Source organism: Chryseolinea sp. T2 (assembly GCF_037203685.1).
Classification (GTDB): Bacteria; Bacteroidota; Bacteroidia; order Cytophagales; family Cyclobacteriaceae; genus Chryseolinea.
In genome coordinates this window covers 944,846-960,927 of sequence record NZ_JBBCAU010000001.1, presented here as the reverse complement: position 1 = coordinate 960,927, position 16,082 = coordinate 944,846, and the positions used below count along the sequence as shown (strand labels likewise).

The 16,082-nt window shown below is 46.7% G+C and carries 13 protein-coding genes; 8 read left to right on the top strand and 5 right to left on the bottom strand.

What is annotated here, in order from left to right:
• Window positions 1-47 precede the first annotated feature (47 nt).
• A complete protein-coding gene (locus tag WBG78_RS03995; RefSeq protein ID WP_337325079.1) occupies window positions 48-2,537 on the bottom strand; it encodes a mechanosensitive ion channel family protein in 2,490 nt (829 codons plus the stop codon).
• Between the two features lie 532 nt (window positions 2,538-3,069).
• On the opposite strand from WBG78_RS03995, the gene WBG78_RS03990 reads away from it, so the two are divergent.
• From WBG78_RS03990 to WBG78_RS03970, 5 genes are all read left to right on the top strand, one after another.
• Complete coding sequence (locus tag WBG78_RS03990; protein ID WP_337325078.1) at window positions 3,070-3,396, top strand: metalloregulator ArsR/SmtB family transcription factor; 327 nt, start codon at window positions 3,070-3,072, stop codon at window positions 3,394-3,396.
• A complete protein-coding gene (locus WBG78_RS03985) occupies window positions 3,393-3,896 on the top strand; it encodes an SRPBCC family protein (protein ID WP_337325077.1) in 504 nt (167 codons plus the stop codon). Before WBG78_RS03990 ends, WBG78_RS03985 begins: the two co-directional genes overlap by 4 nt.
• A gap of 365 nt (window positions 3,897-4,261) precedes the next feature.
• Window positions 4,262-6,196 carry an alpha/beta hydrolase family protein gene (locus WBG78_RS03980; protein ID WP_337325076.1) on the top strand — a complete coding sequence of 645 codons (1,935 nt, stop codon included), beginning with the start codon at window positions 4,262-4,264 and terminating at the stop codon, window positions 6,194-6,196.
• Window positions 6,197-6,422: 226 nt separating this feature from the next.
• A complete protein-coding gene (locus WBG78_RS03975) occupies window positions 6,423-7,766 on the top strand; it encodes an NAD(P)/FAD-dependent oxidoreductase (RefSeq protein WP_337325075.1) in 1,344 nt (447 codons plus the stop codon).
• A gap of 271 nt (window positions 7,767-8,037) precedes the next feature.
• Window positions 8,038-8,265 carry a hypothetical protein gene (locus WBG78_RS03970; RefSeq protein WP_337325074.1) on the top strand — a complete coding sequence of 76 codons (228 nt, stop codon included), beginning with the start codon at window positions 8,038-8,040 and terminating at the stop codon, window positions 8,263-8,265.
• Between the two features lie 215 nt (window positions 8,266-8,480).
• On the opposite strand, the gene WBG78_RS03965 is transcribed toward WBG78_RS03970, so the two are convergent.
• The 4 genes from WBG78_RS03965 to WBG78_RS03950 all read right to left on the bottom strand — a co-directional run bounded on the left by WBG78_RS03965 (window position 8,481) and on the right by WBG78_RS03950 (window position 14,131).
• A complete protein-coding gene (locus tag WBG78_RS03965; protein ID WP_337325073.1) occupies window positions 8,481-9,512 on the bottom strand; it encodes an LLM class flavin-dependent oxidoreductase in 1,032 nt (343 codons plus the stop codon).
• Window positions 9,513-9,641: 129 nt separating this feature from the next.
• On the bottom strand, window positions 9,642-10,088 hold the full coding sequence (locus WBG78_RS03960; protein WP_337325072.1) for a KTSC domain-containing protein: 447 nt from the start codon (window positions 10,086-10,088) through the stop codon (window positions 9,642-9,644).
• Between the two features lie 99 nt (window positions 10,089-10,187).
• Window positions 10,188-11,594, bottom strand: coding sequence for an exosortase N (gene xrtN, locus WBG78_RS03955; protein WP_337325071.1), 1,407 nt, complete (start codon window positions 11,592-11,594; stop codon window positions 10,188-10,190).
• Window positions 11,564-14,131, bottom strand: a complete 2,568-nt coding sequence (locus tag WBG78_RS03950) for an XrtN system VIT domain-containing protein (RefSeq protein WP_337325070.1) — start codon at window positions 14,129-14,131, stop codon at window positions 11,564-11,566. The genes xrtN and WBG78_RS03950 overlap by 31 nt, the downstream gene beginning before the upstream one ends.
• Window positions 14,132-14,400: 269 nt before the next feature.
• On the opposite strand from WBG78_RS03950, the gene WBG78_RS03945 reads away from it, so the two are divergent.
• From WBG78_RS03945 to WBG78_RS03935, 3 genes are all read left to right on the top strand, one after another.
• Complete coding sequence (locus tag WBG78_RS03945; protein ID WP_337325069.1) at window positions 14,401-15,201, top strand: helix-turn-helix domain-containing protein; 801 nt, start codon at window positions 14,401-14,403, stop codon at window positions 15,199-15,201.
• A gap of 68 nt (window positions 15,202-15,269) precedes the next feature.
• Window positions 15,270-15,662: a VOC family protein gene (locus tag WBG78_RS03940; protein ID WP_337325068.1), complete on the top strand. Its 393-nt coding sequence runs from the start codon at window positions 15,270-15,272 to the stop codon at window positions 15,660-15,662.
• Window positions 15,662-16,030 carry a nuclear transport factor 2 family protein gene (locus WBG78_RS03935; protein ID WP_337325067.1) on the top strand — a complete coding sequence of 123 codons (369 nt, stop codon included), beginning with the start codon at window positions 15,662-15,664 and terminating at the stop codon, window positions 16,028-16,030. Before WBG78_RS03940 ends, WBG78_RS03935 begins: the two co-directional genes overlap by 1 nt.
• Window positions 16,031-16,082 lie beyond the last annotated feature (52 nt).

The following is a 16,082-nucleotide window of genomic DNA, read 5'->3' as shown; positions in this document are numbered from 1 at the left end:
TATGAACTCTTAGTTTACTATGTGCGAAATCAAGGCGTTATAATGATTTACTTCGTTGCAATACCTTTCACTTTGAATTCCCGATGCAATTGATAACGGACATCACTTTTAACAATTTCTGCTTTCAAAACATCGTCACACCAGAAATAAATTTTCAGGGTTATGTCCGAATCTTTCACTCCATCCACCAATACAATCGGATCGCGTTTATGGAGCACGTGCTTTGTTGACTTAATTACTTCTTTAATGATTGCAATAACAGAGTCTTTATCCTCGGTGGTCAACAGAGTGACTGTAAAATCAATACGACGGAATGTATTGCCTAACGTCCAGTTTACGATCTGCTGAGAGAGTACATCGCCATTGGGAATGATCACATCGGCTCCATCGTTTGTTACCAGTGTGCTGGACCGAAGTCCGATTTCTTTCACACGTCCTGAATGACTTCCCACTTCGACACTGTCGCCAACTTTGAGGGGTCGGTCAAAAATGAGAATGATACCTGAAACGAAATTATTGACGATGTTCTGCAAGCCCAGACCGATACCCACGCCAAGTGCACCAAGCACGATGGTTACCTTATCAACGGGCAGGCCAGACGCAGATATTGCCAGCAAGTATCCTGCGCTCAGTACGATCAGGCGGGTCACCAGCAATTTTGAGCGGTGAGCAAGACCCTCACCGTCGTCGTCACCGATGTCGCCCAGCAGGTATCCGACATATCGCTGGAGGAAATGTGCCAGCCATATGATGACAAAAAAGAGTAAGATGCTTCCGAATGTAAATGAAGTGCTTCCTATGAATCGGGGCTCGTTGAGAAAATCGCTGATCCGTGTGAACAGATTATCGTAGATGTTAAGGTTGGACGTGAATACAATAAGCCACATGATCACCACTACCCAGAGCAGCGGCTTGCGGAAGTTATAAACAATTTGATTGTGATCGAAAGGCGCATCGAGACGATTGCTTGTACGACTGGTATGGATCTGCAGCAACACCGCCTCAATCAATATTTCCATCAGCGCTGAGAGGCCCATTACCTGGGTCACGGCAAATATAGATGTCGCCCCCAGCATTTGTGATAATGTGATGCGTCCGGCCAGGTTGAAGATGATGGCCAGGAAGTGTAAACCAATCTGCAGAACGAGAACGAGTCTTATGAATCGTCTGAGTTGAATTTTATCAGGGAGATTTTTCAGGAACAGGAATGCCACAAACGCTCCTGCGACATTCATGGCGATGATCACCAGGCGTTGAAATATCGACGGCACCAGCAGGTGGCTTGTAAAGCTGAATGCCAGAAAGAGTGCGATCACACCTATCCAGGGATAGAACATCGACCGGGGCCACTGTTTTCGAAATAGAAAAGTGAGTGAGATTACCAGGAGGAATTGAACGAACTGCGCATAAGCCACCGGAGCATGGAGATCAATAAGTGGCGCAATGCTGAAGATGACGGTAAACGCAGAAGCGAAAGGCTGAAGTGTCAAAAATGTAATATCGTATTGTTTGAGCGTGTCGAGTTTGTCTTCGCGTTTAAGAATACGAAGGTTGCGCATCACCCACCAGAAAAATGCAATGCCGATGATCCATCGGATGAAACGGTTCTCAGATGAAGTTGCAAAATATAGATTGAGCGCTCGTTCATCGTCAGCAAAGAGTTTTCCGATGGTTTCCCCTTTCATCGGCATATGACCCGGCGATTCCCAGAGGTAATTCATCTCCTTTGAAAATACCCTTGCCCCTGCTGTGCTGAGTTGGTTCTCGAGCTGACTCATGAGCTGTGCCGATTTGATTGAGGCGGCTGATGCCTGGGTCTTGTACCGGTTGATCGTCGTAAGGCTGCTTCGCAATAGGCTATCCGTTGTGCGGCGTCTTGATCGCAGGCCTGCAAGCTGCGGGAGGAACTGTTTTCGTGCGACGGTGTCACGGAACAACTGGCGAAGCAGCGTATCCCGACGGAACGTACGCATCTTGGTGCGCAACGTCTCGAGTTCTTCATAACGACCTTTGAAGTCCTCATTATAACCACGCAAGTCACGCTGAACGTTTTCCAAAAGGATCTTCAGCATCTCCAGGTTGCGCAGGTTGAGCGTCTGATCGTACAGCGAGAGATTGCGTTCAACGAAATGAATTACGGTATCTGTCTCTTTAAGGTCTTCACCGGCCTTAATTATCTCAGGGCCAAGCTTAGTCTCGGCTCTGATGGAATCAAATTTCTGATAGACTGCTTCAATGTGAAGCATGTACTCAGCAGAGATTGCGCTAGCCGAATCAGCAAACAATGAAGCTGAATTTGCGCGGTTCCTCCAGGGGCGATTACCCTGTCGATCCTGAGGATTTGCCTGGCTCTCCTGAGGGCTCCTTTGATCGTCCTGTGGAGCGGCTTGTTGATCCTGGCTCCTCTGTCGTGTGTTTTGCCTGTCCGGTCGGCCTGCCTGGGTATCCTGGCTTTGCTGGGCCCATAGGATGGTACTGACCATAACAAGTAGTACTGCGAGAACAGTTTTGCGAATGTATAGGAACTGCTGTGCCATAGGTTTGGAGATGGCCCAAATGTAAAGGGTTCGCTATAAAAAATCAGGGTGAGGAGCAGTGTGAGAGCGACGGTATTATCACTCCCACACTGTTCCTCACTCTGATTTTGACAGTATGACATGTCGCAGTATTTGAATGCTTCCAGACCGAACCTCAATCGACCCTCAATCGAAGGTCAATAGAACCTGCACTAACTTTTGAATGAGGTAGAATATGTCGCAAACAGACCGTTGGATAGGTCGTTTGCCCTCCCAGGTAAAGAGACCATGGTCCTAAACTGACGTTACGTCATAATCGAAGCGAACAAACGAAAGAGTCGCCAAGCTCTTAAAAGTTGGGGTCTTCCGGATGTAAGGAAAGGCTGTTGGACAGGCTGTTCAATGCTGGGCTGGTTTCAGATCAAGCCCAAAAACATGGCGATTTTAGGCTTGAAAACGGCATTATAAATAAGTAGCACCAATATGTAGCTAAATAGCTTCACATTTGTATATATTTGTAGCCACATAGCTACACGATCAAACCAAATAACCAATGAAGCTTCGCAGAGATCCATTTCAGGCCATCGCCGACCCCACCAGGAGGGCGATCCTTGTGTTGCTTGCTGCTCAAACTATGTCGGCCGGCGCCATCGCCGAAAAGTTTGACGTTGCCAGACCTACCATTTCCAAACACATGCAGGTGTTGAGCGAATGCGATCTGATCGCTGCGAATCAGAAGGGACGAGAAATCTATTATGAACTAAGAGTAGACAAGATGAAAGACATCGACAACTGGTTAGCTCAGTTCAGGAAGATCTGGGAAGACCGCTACAATCAACTTGACGAATTACTATCAACTATCAAAAAGAACGACTTATGAAAAACACATTGCAATTTGACTTCATCGCCGACAAGAAGAACAATACACTCACTATTCAAAGAGAGTTTGACGCAGATCGTCAGCTCGTGTGGGATTGTCATACCAAACGGGAGTTGCTCGACAAGTGGTTTGCACCGAAACCACTTACGACAAAGACCAAGTCGATGGAGTTTCGCGAAGGGGGTCACTGGCACTATGCGATGGTCGATCCTACGGGACCGGAGTACTGGGGACTAATGTCGTATCAAAAGATAAAGCCCATCGATCGTTATGAAGGCCTTGATGCTTTCTCGAATGAAAAAGGCGAAATCAATTCTGAACTGCCACGAGCGCACTGGAATGTTACTTTCGAGGATCGCGGCGAACTTACACTTGTGCAGACCATAGTGACTTATAAATCACTGGAAGACCTGGAGCAAGTTATTCAGATGGGCATGAAGGAAGGAATGATTTCGACAATGGAGCGACTGGATGACCTGTTAGAAACATATAAAAAGTAAAGTCATGAAGAGGAACAAGATCATATTTTGGACGGCAACCATATTCCTATCAGCCATGTGGTGATCGATGGCCCTGTGATGGTAAGCTTCTTTCCGTTGCTCATCATGGCCATCGCAGTTGTATCTTATATCTCTTACTTTAAAGTATACGGTACCGATAGAATCCAAATCAGTCGATACGTTACGTCACTGCAAGTCAATTAATATAATTCAATGAAGAAGCAATGATCGACATGTCATTGCTTCTTCGCTTTTTCTATTGTGCTATTCGGCAATTGCTGCCAAATGCTTTCACACAGGGCTTCGTCTAAGAACTAGCGTTTCAGCTGTTGAATGATTATCTTGTTAGACAACCCCTCTCCAACATGAAGCCAACTCTCGTGTCAGTTGCCATTACGATGGCGACAATTGCGTTCCTTGGTGCCTGCTCACCCGCAGAAAAGAAATCTGAACTCAAGCCTGCCGATCCTGTTAAGATGGAAGACTTCTTCCGCGATCCGGACAAGGGTCAGTTCAGGATCTCACCCAATGGTGAAATGATTATCTTTCTTGGTCCTCACAAGGGACGAAAAAATGTATTCGTTCAACTCCTGAATGATACCACGTCAAAGGCGATCACTGAAGAAACTGAACGCAGCATCTATGATGCATTCTGGGAAAGCGACAACAGGATCATCTTTGTAAAGGACTCTGGTGGAGATGAGAATACGCACGTGTTGTCAGTAAAGCCAGACGGAACAGATTTGAAAGATCATACTCCGTTTGACAAGGTTCGTTCGGAAGTGGTTGACATCCTTGAAGACAAACCCGAGGAGCTTCTCATTCAGTCAAACAAGCGCGATCCACAGGTGTTTGACTTGTATCTGTTGAACACGGCCACGGATAAGATGACGCTTGTGGCAAAGAACCCTGGCAATATCACCAGTTGGATAACCGACCACGACGGAAAGGTGCGCGCGGCAGTTACCGCGGATGGTGTTAACGCGAGTTTGTTGTACAGGGAATCGGAGAAGGATGAATTCAAGCCGGTAATTACTACTAGCTTCAAGGAAACGCTTTCTCCGTTTCTGTTCACATTCGACAATAAGAATCTGTATTGTGCTTCTAACCTGAATAACCGCGACAAAACCGCGTTGGTGGAGTTCGATCCCCGGACTGCAAAAGAAGTTAGAGTTCTGTACGAAAATCCAGATGTAGATATCGATGGTGTCGACTTTTCAAGGAAGCGAAAAGTACTGACTGCTGTTTACTATGAGAATGATAAGGCGGGCAAGCATTTCCTGGATCCTGAGTTTGAAAAGATAAACAAGCAGATTGAGACGCAGATACCGGGTTACGAATTTCAGATTACGCGACATAATGAGAACGAGGACAAGTTACTGGTGTACGCAAGCAGCGACAGGTACTTCGGCGGATACTACTACTATGATATAGTTAAAAATGAATTTAAGAAGCTGGCTGATTTTGCACCATGGCTGAAGGAAGACAATATGGCTGTGATGCAGCCAGTAGCCTATACGTCGCGCGATGGACTCACCATACACGGGTATCTTACGTTACCTAAGGGAATGGAAGCGAAGAACCTTCCTGTCGTAGTTAACCCTCATGGTGGTCCCTGGGCTCGCGACTCATGGGGATTTAATTCGGAAGTCCAGTTCCTGGCGAATCGGGGTTATGCGGTGCTGCAGATGAATTTCCGCGGCTCAACAGGCTATGGCAGGAGGTTCTGGGAGTCGTCGTTCAAACAATGGGGTAAGACAATGCAGGACGACATTACGGATGGTGCACGGTGGCTGATCAAAGAGGGGATTGCAGATTCTACGCGCATAGCGATCTATGGAGGCAGCTATGGTGGATATGCTACACTGGCAGGGATAACGTCAACTCCGGATCTATACGCCTGCGCCGTAGACTATGTTGGCGTTGCCAACATGTTCACGTTTATGAATACTATTCCTCCTTATTGGGAACCCTTTAGAAAGATGTTCTATGAGATGGTTGGCGATCCAAAGAACGACAGTCTTTTGCTGGCAGAAGCGTCGCCTGTGATGCATGCCGATAAGATCAAGGTTCCGCTGCTCGTGGCTCAGGGTGCTAATGACCCCAGGGTTAATAAGGCAGAGTCGGACCAGATGGTTGACGCGCTGCGGAAGCGTGGCCTTACCGTTGAGTACATTGTTAAAGACAATGAAGGGCACGGTTTCTATAATGAAGAGAACCAGTTTGAGTTTTATGCCGCTATGGAAAAGTTCTTCGACACGCATCTAAAACGTTCGATGCCTGAGAAGAAGGACATGTGAATGTAACCAGGAGCGTATTAAAATAAGGAAGGAATTACATGTAAATTTCAGAGGGAAATCACAATTCCTTCATTCAAACGTATGCATTAATTAAGTTCATTTCCCTCGAGAAATAATCGAAAAAAGCATGATCATCCGATCCATTCCAACGTATTATTTGTTGGTATAACAGAGAGATATTCCAGGTCACAACGCCTGGGATATCTGCCTCTGGAAAAGGAAGATTATGAGACGCAACGACTTAGAAAAACCCCGCATCGTCGTAGTCGGCGGCGGGTTTGCAGGACTGAATTTTATTAAGCACCTATCATCCAACGAGTTCGAAGTAACACTGGTAGACAAGAATAACTTCAACTACTTCACGCCGCTGCTTTACCAGGTTGCAACGGGTTTCCTGGAGCCTTCGAGCATCAGTTATCCATTGCGGAAACTGGTGAACACGAAAGGCTTCAACTTCAGACAGGGCGAACTTTCTTCTATTGATAACGACAACAACCGTATAAAATTCACCGATGGTGACGAGCTGGAATACGATCATCTTGTAATCGCTGCCGGCACCAAAACAAATTTCTTTGGCAACGCCAACATACAGGAGCATGCCTTTGAACTAAAAGAGATTTCGGACGCACTGAGCATGCGCAACGCGCTTATCAGAATCCTCGAGCGCGCATCCCGTGAATCTAATCCAAACCTTCGCAGCAAGCTGCTTACGATTGTAATTGCAGGTGGTGGCCCTACGGGTGTGGAGGTTGCCGGAATGCTCGCCGAAATGAACGACCAGATTGTTGGTGAAGACTATCCCGAACTTGAAGACGAGCGACTGGAGATTCACATCGTTGATGGTGGACCTCATTTGCTTGCTCCAATGAGTGATAAGAGTCATCGGGCCGCGTTCAACGTGTTAACGCGACTGGGCGTGCACGTGCATTTGAACGAATTGGTGAAGCGCTTCGAAGAAGACACGGTTTATCTCTCCAGCGGAAATACAATTGAAAGCGCCACGTTAATCTGGTCAGCAGGTGTGGTGGCCAATTCATTCGATGGAATAGCTCCCCAGGTAGTGGGCAAGGGAAAGCGGCTGCTTACTGATGCGTTCAACAAGGTAAGTGGATACAGCAACGTTTACGCTATTGGCGACATCAGCATCCAGTTTACTGACCCTGTGTATCCAGACGGTCATCCTCAGCTGGCACAGCCAGCGATACAGCAAGGCAAGACACTCGCGAGAAATTTGAATGCACTGGCGAAAGGTAAGAAGCAGAAGCCTTTCAAATACTTCGATCGCGGCGACATGGCCATCATCGGAAAGGGATACGCAGTAGCTGATCTTTTCAAACACAAGGTCCACATGGGCGGCCTGCTGGGACTTATGGCCTGGTTACTTATTCACGTGATCTCACTGGTTAACTACAACAACAAAGTGAAGACGCTTTATAACTGGGCAATTGCTTACCTGACATCGGATCCTTCACTTAGAATGATCTTTCAGCCTAATGGCAAACAACACAACTTTAAGCCGCAGCCAGAACCACTTATTCCGCAACTGGACAAAAAGTCGCAGGTAGCGTAAGCAGCAAGTAGGGGTGTTTAATACCCATTTGATGATTTATTGATCCCGCTAAAGCTGGACAGGTTTGTTGATCCCGCTAAAGCTGGACAGGTTTGTTGATTTGGGGTCACCAGCAAAGCTGCTGCTGTGGGCAGCGTTGAATAGTATTTTAGGCTTTAACTGTGGCGAGGGCGATTTCCGAAGACCAGTGATTTTAGTTATGCCTGGATGGTATGGTTTTTTCAGGTGGTTTGATGACCTAGAATAATCTTAACATCAAACAACTGTAAACATGAAATCAATTTCGAAACTACTTGCCATCGCTTTAGTAACAGGATTTGCTATGGCGTGTTCGACGCGAAATGATAATACATCGCGGGGCGAGGAAGATACACAGGCAGACTCAGTAGAGCAGGTGTCGCCTGCCAGTGATGGAATGCCGGATCAAAGTTCTCCAAGCAATCCTGGTTCACCACCAGATTCGGCTGCGCAGGCTGTGGAGCCTGACTCCATACGCTGATCGATTTCAATCAGCTAAACTAACTGCCTGGCGGAATGCCAGGCCATGGTGTGAGCAGGCATTGACGAGTGTATTTCATTTGTCAATGCCTTTCACTTATCAGCATTGCTTCCAGTGGAGCAAACTTCCTTTTCCAGCAGATCAATCTTTTCCAGCAGATCAATCTTTCTCTTACACAGCTGACCCGGTACATCGCAATCAGCGACAGAGCTAACTTATTTCTTCAAGGCTTCTCTGATCTTAGGAGCTATCTTCGTTCCGAATATCTCGATCGACTTCATCAACGATGCATGTGAAGGACCACCAACATCCATGTGCGCAGAGAAGCGCGACAGGCCGAACATCTCGTGCATGTGCAGGATCTTATCAACAGACTCGTTTACATCACCAATAATATAGGCCCCTTCGGCGCTGCGACCGAAATCATATTGTTGCCTGCTGAATGGAGGCCATCCACGGCTGCGTCCCACGCGTGTCATTTGAGCTGAGTAAACAGGGAAGTATTCATCAGCCGTTTGCTTGCTATCTTCTCCGAAGAAACTGTGCATATGAACGCCTACTTTGAAGTCGGCCACATTGTGACCATGGTGCTCATACAATTCTTTGTAGTACTTAAAGAGAGGCTGAAACTGGGCGGGATTGCCTCCAATGATTGCGAACATCACGGGTAATCCGAGACGTGCTGCACGAACTACAGATTCAGGAGTTCCTCCTACCGCGACCCAGATATTCAACTTATCATTGAAAGCGCGGGGCAATACCTGCTGGTCCTGCAAAGCCGCGCGGAGTTTACCTTTCCAGGTGATCGGGTTCTCGCGATTGATCTTCAGCAATAGTTCAAGCTTTTCGTCGAAGAGCGAGTTGTAATCGTTGAGGTTGTAGCCGTACAGAGGGAACGATTCTATGAAACTTCCCCGTCCCGCCATGAGCTCAGCCCGGCCGTTGCTTATCTGATCTACAGTGGCGAAACTCTGATATAGTTTTACCGGATCTGAAGAGCTGAGAACGCTTACGGCGCTACCCAGTTTAATTCTTTTGGTGACAGAAGCGGCGGCAGCCAGTACGATCTCAGGGACTGAAACTGCATAGTCCGGACGATGGTGTTCTCCTATTCCGAAGAAGTCGATGCCGACTTCATCCATCAGTTTGATTTCTTCCAGCAACTCGCGAAGCCGATCGCCTGCAGAGAGAGGCTCGCCCTTTTCGTTGTAGTGATTGTCGCCGAACATGCCTACTCCCAATTCCATAAGTTATATCCTGTTTAGAACTATCTTTTAAACAGGAAACAACTTAATTGGTTCCGTTGAACTGGCAAAATCGGTCGAGCGGCTGATCCTGAATTACACTGAATCCAGGTCATGCATCCTGCAGCTTACTTATTCAGCTGTGGCCTTTGTTACCATCCTGTAAACATAGGAATGGTAGATGTGTCTCCTGGCAAAGCGATCGGGCGCCTCGGAATTGATCAGTTTGAGGTAGATGTTCCGTGGCAGACCGAAGTATTCGTATGCACTGCCGTCGGCAAAGTTCACCAGCAGGGTTGTAGATTTGTACTGGAAGTCGGTGATCTTGCTTGAATTCACGATCTCTGAATATCTTTCAGCATGCTGCTCGTGAGTTTCAGGGGCAACGCTTACCAGTAAGTGATAGGCCTCGATAAAAGACTTGCTTTTCTCTTCGGCTTCTACCTTGAGATCGTGGTTGTCCTGAAACTTGTCGGGATGCCATTCCTTCATGAAGTTGCGATAGATGGACTTCAATTCCTTCAAATCGGCGTCTTTAGTAACACCTAACAGCTTCCTGGACTCAATTATTCTTTTCATTGGGCCGCAAAAATACGCTATTTATTCCAAATGAGGGCTTGCAAAATCAGAGCAGCGTCCGTAACCGTTTGAACTATGCTGATGACAACGAAAGGGCGGTTACAGCTCGTCGCCGGAGAGAAGCTTCTCATCACCCTCCAGAAGCATCTGCTCCACATCGCGGATCAATGTTTGCTCACTGCTGGCTGTGACATTTATCAGATAGTACTCTGCCGCACCAGTCAGCATTTCGCTTCTCCATGTAAACTGGCTGATCGTTTGGGTCTTTCCATTGCTATACCACCACGCGGTGAAGAGAACGTGATCGCTCTTAACCAGCCGGCCGATGTATATTCGCCGGCCGGCAATATCAACTTCCCTGATCTTATTAATCACGTACCCACTTCCTTTCCAGCAGTATAACGGCGTGTGCTCGCTTGTGAACCACTCGGGAATAGGTTTGACATATACCAGCAGATTGTTCGTGAATATCTTCTTAACATCCATAGCGCGCGACATCTGAGTACCAGGGGCGGCTGAATTAATGGTATTTCTGTGGTCAATGTTCGCTCGTCTGCTGGCAATGATCACTCCAATTGAAGCCACCAGCAAAACAACGATCACAGAAAAGATCTTTTGAGTTGTTGACAATGCGATATGATCAACTTCACTGCGAAGTATCTGCTGTCCTCTTTTAACAATCCATCCGCTGATAAAATACAGAGGTATGACAGTATAACATACAAAGCACATCAAGCCGATAATCTCATGCGACGCTGCTTCAGGCGGAACACCCAGCACAACCAATACAACAATCCTGCACAGATTTGTAACCAGATTAAGAATTAGTGCCGCCGCAAAATATATGACTAGCTGCAGAGGTTTCAGCGTTTTTCCCACCGAACGATATTGATAGCTCAGGAGAAAAGTTCCGATGAGCATTGATAGGGCAAGCATATTTAAGCCCATACATGCATCGTCAACAGTAAAGGCAATCTTATCTAAGATTATTGAATTTCCTTCTACAATAGCATCAATACCAAGCATACGCAGAATGCTACCAGCCATTGCGCTGAGTTTTAATCGTATCGGGAATCCAAGAATTGTTGCTGCCTGGTCAAATACAGGCGACATGAACACCAGCAGAAAGGTTGCCAGCGCATTGCTACGGCCGATGCAGTATTCTATCACCCATAATATGATAAAAGACAGCGTGAAGAAATATGCGAGGCGCATGTTGTAGCAAAGCGCAATAGCACAGAACACTGCGGCGCCTATGAGCAGCCAAAAATTATTCCGTCGCTCGTTAGCGGCTATGAATGTTACAAATGGAAGTAACAATAAGCCAACGATCACATTCGTATGAAGCACGTACGATGCAGGAAAGCAGAATACTCCTCCGCTCAGTGCAGTGAGAATGAACAAAACGGCAAACGTTTCATTCCTTCTCAACCAGGCACCTCTTTCCGGCCAGAGTGATAGAGAGTCGTTAACCATTACTTCTGGATAGCGCGCCTTCCGTGCCACTGTTTATTTATGCAAAAGATCACCAGCATACCAAAGACAATAATCAACGCCCACTCATGAGGCTCAGGTACAGCACCAGCAGAAGCTTTTGACGCATTGTGAAGACTGTTATTGCTGTCCTCAATTCCAAAGCTATCGTAGTCTTCCTTGGTCTCCAGGACGATTAAGCTTGATACAGGCGAAACCACATAGGCCGAAGTTGCCTCCTGAACCAAAGCTTCATCGATAAAATCACCAGAGAAGAAATTCACTCCCACCTGGCGCATAATGTTGTTGTATGCAAAGAGGCGTGCGAGATGGTCAGGAGCATTGTCGCGAAATGTGCCGGAAGCCGGTTGCCTGGTGATGCATATGCCTGCGTCGTGAAGAACTATCTGATCGCTGCTTTCATCATATACGGGAAACGTTTTGGTCTTCAGCAACTGAAGCAAATCGCTTGCTGAGCCACTGGCATAGTCTATTGCTCTAAGTTCTCTCAGCGATCGGATATACGTTGAAGTGGAAGTTGAAAGATTGAAAACCGACACCCTTACCTTTGAAGCAAAATAACTGGCTGTCTGACGCGCAAACTCACTATCCTTGAAGTCAGCGAGGAATGGTGAAAGCTCTTTGCCTTTTGAAATGACAAGAGAGGTCTTTGTATCGCTGATTTTATAAAAAGGAAATATTGAAAAATTTCGCGTGAGATGTTTTGACACCAGCTCATGCCAGTTCGCTTCATTCATTTCTACGAACGCGTCATCGACGTTAACGAAGATCTTATAATCGGAAAGTAACCGATGCATCGAGTCCAGCTCATCGCGCGACCAGGTTTTATTAATATCCAGGTACAGCGTTGAAACGGGCCTGGATTCAAGAGTTGGTTTCAGCGGCGACATCGAATAGCTAAATCCATTGAATGTAAATTGATTCTTTCCCAGTGGAATAGTTTTGAAGCTTAGGGTCGATGACGGATCGTATTTATCATCGCGTATGTACTCGCCATTTTCATCGAGATCGAAATCACGGGACATTTGAACTTCAGAAGGGTCGCCGATAATTCGCAGTCTTGTCAGTTGCGTGGCCCCGAACGGTGACGGACCTTTGAAGTTTATGCTTTTGAAATACACGCGGCCATTTTCCTCACTCAACGGCGACGTAATCCCTATCTTAAATTTCCGTTTCTCATCAGTCGTACACGGAAACACTCTTACAGTAACCGTGTTGCCCTCCTGCCAGTGTACAACTGAGGGATCACGAACTTCCACACCAACGACAGTTTCATAGGCTTTAGAGGCCTTTTGTTTGGACGTAAGAATTGCCTTTTCTTCTTTTCCGTTTATCCAAAGAGACAGGGAGGTAATCACAGAGCCCTCCGGCAATTGAAAAGTATAGATCGCCTCCTGGGGAAGTGCCCAGGCGTGTCGATTGTCATTGCGAACGCTCAGGTACATTTCAGTATAGGCCAGCTTAAGGTTGGCGAATATATCGGCATCAACCACAATATCGGATGTCACCAGATTATTACCTGACCAAAGTCTATCCTGTGCTTCATGGCGGCCTTCCATAACACTTTCCAGAATTTTGATCCGATCCTCGCGCGATAAAGACAGCACGCGAAATTGACTGGCTATGATTATCAATGGGTCGTGCAGGGGCTGCTCACTCCATGATCGGCGTTCAGGCGTGAATGACCATCCTCCACCATCGCTCGCCCGATAAGTAAGATTGGACTTTAGTATTCTTTGTGTAATCCAATCATCGGGTAAGCTACTGGCAACTCGCACCCACAGCGGAAGCTCGGCATCCTTGTGCAGCACCGAACTCGTGTCCATTTTTTCGATAGCCTTTATCCTTGAATTCCAAACGACGACAAACGAGGTGACGAAAGAGATTGTAATGAATGCGCCAGCCAGAATCCATGTATACGAGAAGCCTTTTTGGGTCGACAGTTGTATGATCAATGAAATCGATGCAATCACGAGGAACATCGGCACGAAAATGTGACCTCCAATTCCAATTGCTATAAGACCTATAAATCCGAAGCCATAATATATCACGCAGTTGACGGCCAGGTAAATATAAAACAGAAGTGATGTCCCAAGCATCGTAAGCTGGAGAACTTTGACCTGCCTGGGTAAATGGTCGTACCAGGCAAAGCTCAGCATGGTAACAGAAGTCGAAAAGATATAGACGCATAGCCATGCCGTGGACTGATTAAAGACGGCGATCTCACGATTGAGTGCATAGGCACTTACAAGAAAGAGATTCAACAGAACGACGGTACGATGAATGTGTTCTTTACGCCAGCTTCTTGCAAGGCCCAACGCTCCGTTGTACCATAGAATTAAGGTGTAAGCGAGTGCAATGATGTAATGGGCAAAGAAGACTGCAAAGTCGCCATTCGTGGTGAATGAGCGGCCCAGGCTTTCTTCAATGGCGTAAAGGATCAGCGAGGCAAGGAGGAACAAGTACCCACAGTATCGCAGGCCATCGTGTGCTTGTTTTTTGCCTGGAATCAGGTGATCGAGGTTGATAGTGGGATTAACGGACGTCATATTGAGGAGTATTAGAAAGTACTTTGCGTTTCAAAGTACATGAACGTGCAATTGAGATTGTTGGATATAAGAATCTTAACTTTTGCTAAAAGGTTAAGGTAACACGCTGAATATCAATGGGAATATTTATGAAGACTGATCACTATTTATCAACACATAAAGCATGAATCGTAGGACAAACACCCACCGTAATCCATTCGCTATTGCGTATCTTGATGTGATTTGATCTTTGAGCCAGTCAAATCAGTGAAGAAGAGAAACCTGAGGCAGTGACATCACAGCAATACAATATGTTTGAACCCGGACCTGAGTTGCGTGACATCGTCAGGTACTTCTGGACCTTTGAGGGCGTCGCCACCCATGAAGAACCCTACGTCTTGCGTACAGTTGCCAATGGCTGTCCGGAGTTCGTGTTTCATTACAAAGGAACTTTTGAGGAGTTGGGCCGTGATGGTAAAAGCCGTACCTCATTTATTACCGGCATTCATGGGCAGGCTGGTGAACATCGGCGTTTCATAGTTAAGGAGTCATTTGGAATCTGTGGCGCTTACCTTTATCCGTACGCACTGCATGCGGTCTTCGGAATTCCAGGAATCGAGTTTACCAATCAACTTTCCGGTCTTGAATTACTGCCCGGCGCGGAATCGTTTCAGGTTATGGATTCATTACACGCTGCCCTCAACAATCAGGAGCGGCTGCGGATTATGAGCGACTTCCTCATTCGAAAAAAGCGACCTCTGGTGCAGAAGGATATTGCAGGTGCAGTGCGCACCATACTAATGCAAAAGGGTTTGGTGAGCGTCAAGAATCTCAGTGAACTGTATTTTCGCTCGCATCGCCAGTTTGAACGCAACTTTAAGGAGCACACCGGATTCACGGCAAAGACATTCTCGCGCATTGTCCGTTTTAATTCTCTTATGCAACGGCACCTCAATACGCAGAGCTCGTTAACTGAAATCGCCCTGGAGTTCGGATACTATGATCAATCGCACTTCATTAATGATTTCAGGGCATTCTCAGGATACTCACCCCGAACCTACTTCTCAGGCAAGGCAGCAGAACTGCTTTGAGAATGTCGTTTTCTTCCAAGTTGCCCACTCCGCTGTTGTGCAGTTTTGTCTTGTTAAACAACAAGAATATGAATACAACAAAACGAGTTGCGCCGGCCGGCAGCACAACGCTATGCCCTTACCTTATGGTGCCCATTGTGGAGTCGCAAATAGATTTCCTTGTGAAGGCATTTGATGCCCGCGTTACAAACGAAACACGGGGTGCCGATGGAAACATTCAACACGGAGAAGTAGTGATTGGCGATACGAACGTCATGATGGGCAGGGCCTCTGAGCAATATCCTTCGCGCACGACAATGTGTTTTGTCTACGTATCAAACGTTGATGCTTTGCACGCACGCATGCTCAGCCTGGGAGCAACAGAAATCATGGCGCCAGACAACAGACCCTACGGCATGCGTGAGAGTGGCGTCAGAGATCTCTTTGGCAATGAATGGTGGATAGCACAACTCATGGCCTGATGAACGTAAGGGAGCGTGGCCTTTTACAGCAATCCCTGGCTTGGGATGAAGCAATTGTCTCCAACGATGTAAGCCGTATCAGATCCTTTATGACAGAAGACTGGATCTGCGTGGCTACTCATGGAGGTACGACGAACGTCGATTCATTCCTTGATCAGATAGCACAAGGCGAGCTAACACATACTGAAATGTCGGCCGAGGAAAGCCAGGTACGCATTTATAATGAAGCTGGTATCGTGATTGGAAAAGGATACAGTAAAGGAACCTTTCGTGGCAAACAGTTCTCGTTTTATGAATGGTCAGTGAGCGTTTTCATTTTGAAGGACGACTCATGGAAGTGTGTATTGACGATGCTTGCAGATGCCTGAATAACTACGCGACAGGATGTATCTGGAGGATATTTATTCTATATTATGTAAT

Coding starts and splice junctions, on each gene's coding strand:
- WBG78_RS03990 (WP_337325078.1), top strand. CDS start 3,070: ATGAAGCTTCGCAGAGATCCATTTCAGGCCATCGCCGACCCCACCAGG.
- WBG78_RS03985 (WP_337325077.1), top strand. CDS start 3,393: ATGAAAAACACATTGCAATTTGACTTCATCGCCGACAAGAAGAACAAT.
- WBG78_RS03975 (WP_337325075.1), top strand. CDS start 6,423: ATGAGACGCAACGACTTAGAAAAACCCCGCATCGTCGTAGTCGGCGGC.
- WBG78_RS03995 (WP_337325079.1), bottom strand. CDS start 2,537: ATGGCACAGCAGTTCCTATACATTCGCAAAACTGTTCTCGCAGTACTA.
- WBG78_RS03940 (WP_337325068.1), top strand. CDS start 15,270: ATGAATACAACAAAACGAGTTGCGCCGGCCGGCAGCACAACGCTATGC.
- WBG78_RS03965 (WP_337325073.1), bottom strand. CDS start 9,512: ATGGAATTGGGAGTAGGCATGTTCGGCGACAATCACTACAACGAAAAG.
- WBG78_RS03950 (WP_337325070.1), bottom strand. CDS start 14,131: ATGACGTCCGTTAATCCCACTATCAACCTCGATCACCTGATTCCAGGC.
- WBG78_RS03960 (WP_337325072.1), bottom strand. CDS start 10,088: ATGAAAAGAATAATTGAGTCCAGGAAGCTGTTAGGTGTTACTAAAGAC.
- WBG78_RS03970 (WP_337325074.1), top strand. CDS start 8,038: ATGAAATCAATTTCGAAACTACTTGCCATCGCTTTAGTAACAGGATTT.
- WBG78_RS03980 (WP_337325076.1), top strand. CDS start 4,262: ATGAAGCCAACTCTCGTGTCAGTTGCCATTACGATGGCGACAATTGCG.
- WBG78_RS03935 (WP_337325067.1), top strand. CDS start 15,662: ATGAACGTAAGGGAGCGTGGCCTTTTACAGCAATCCCTGGCTTGGGAT.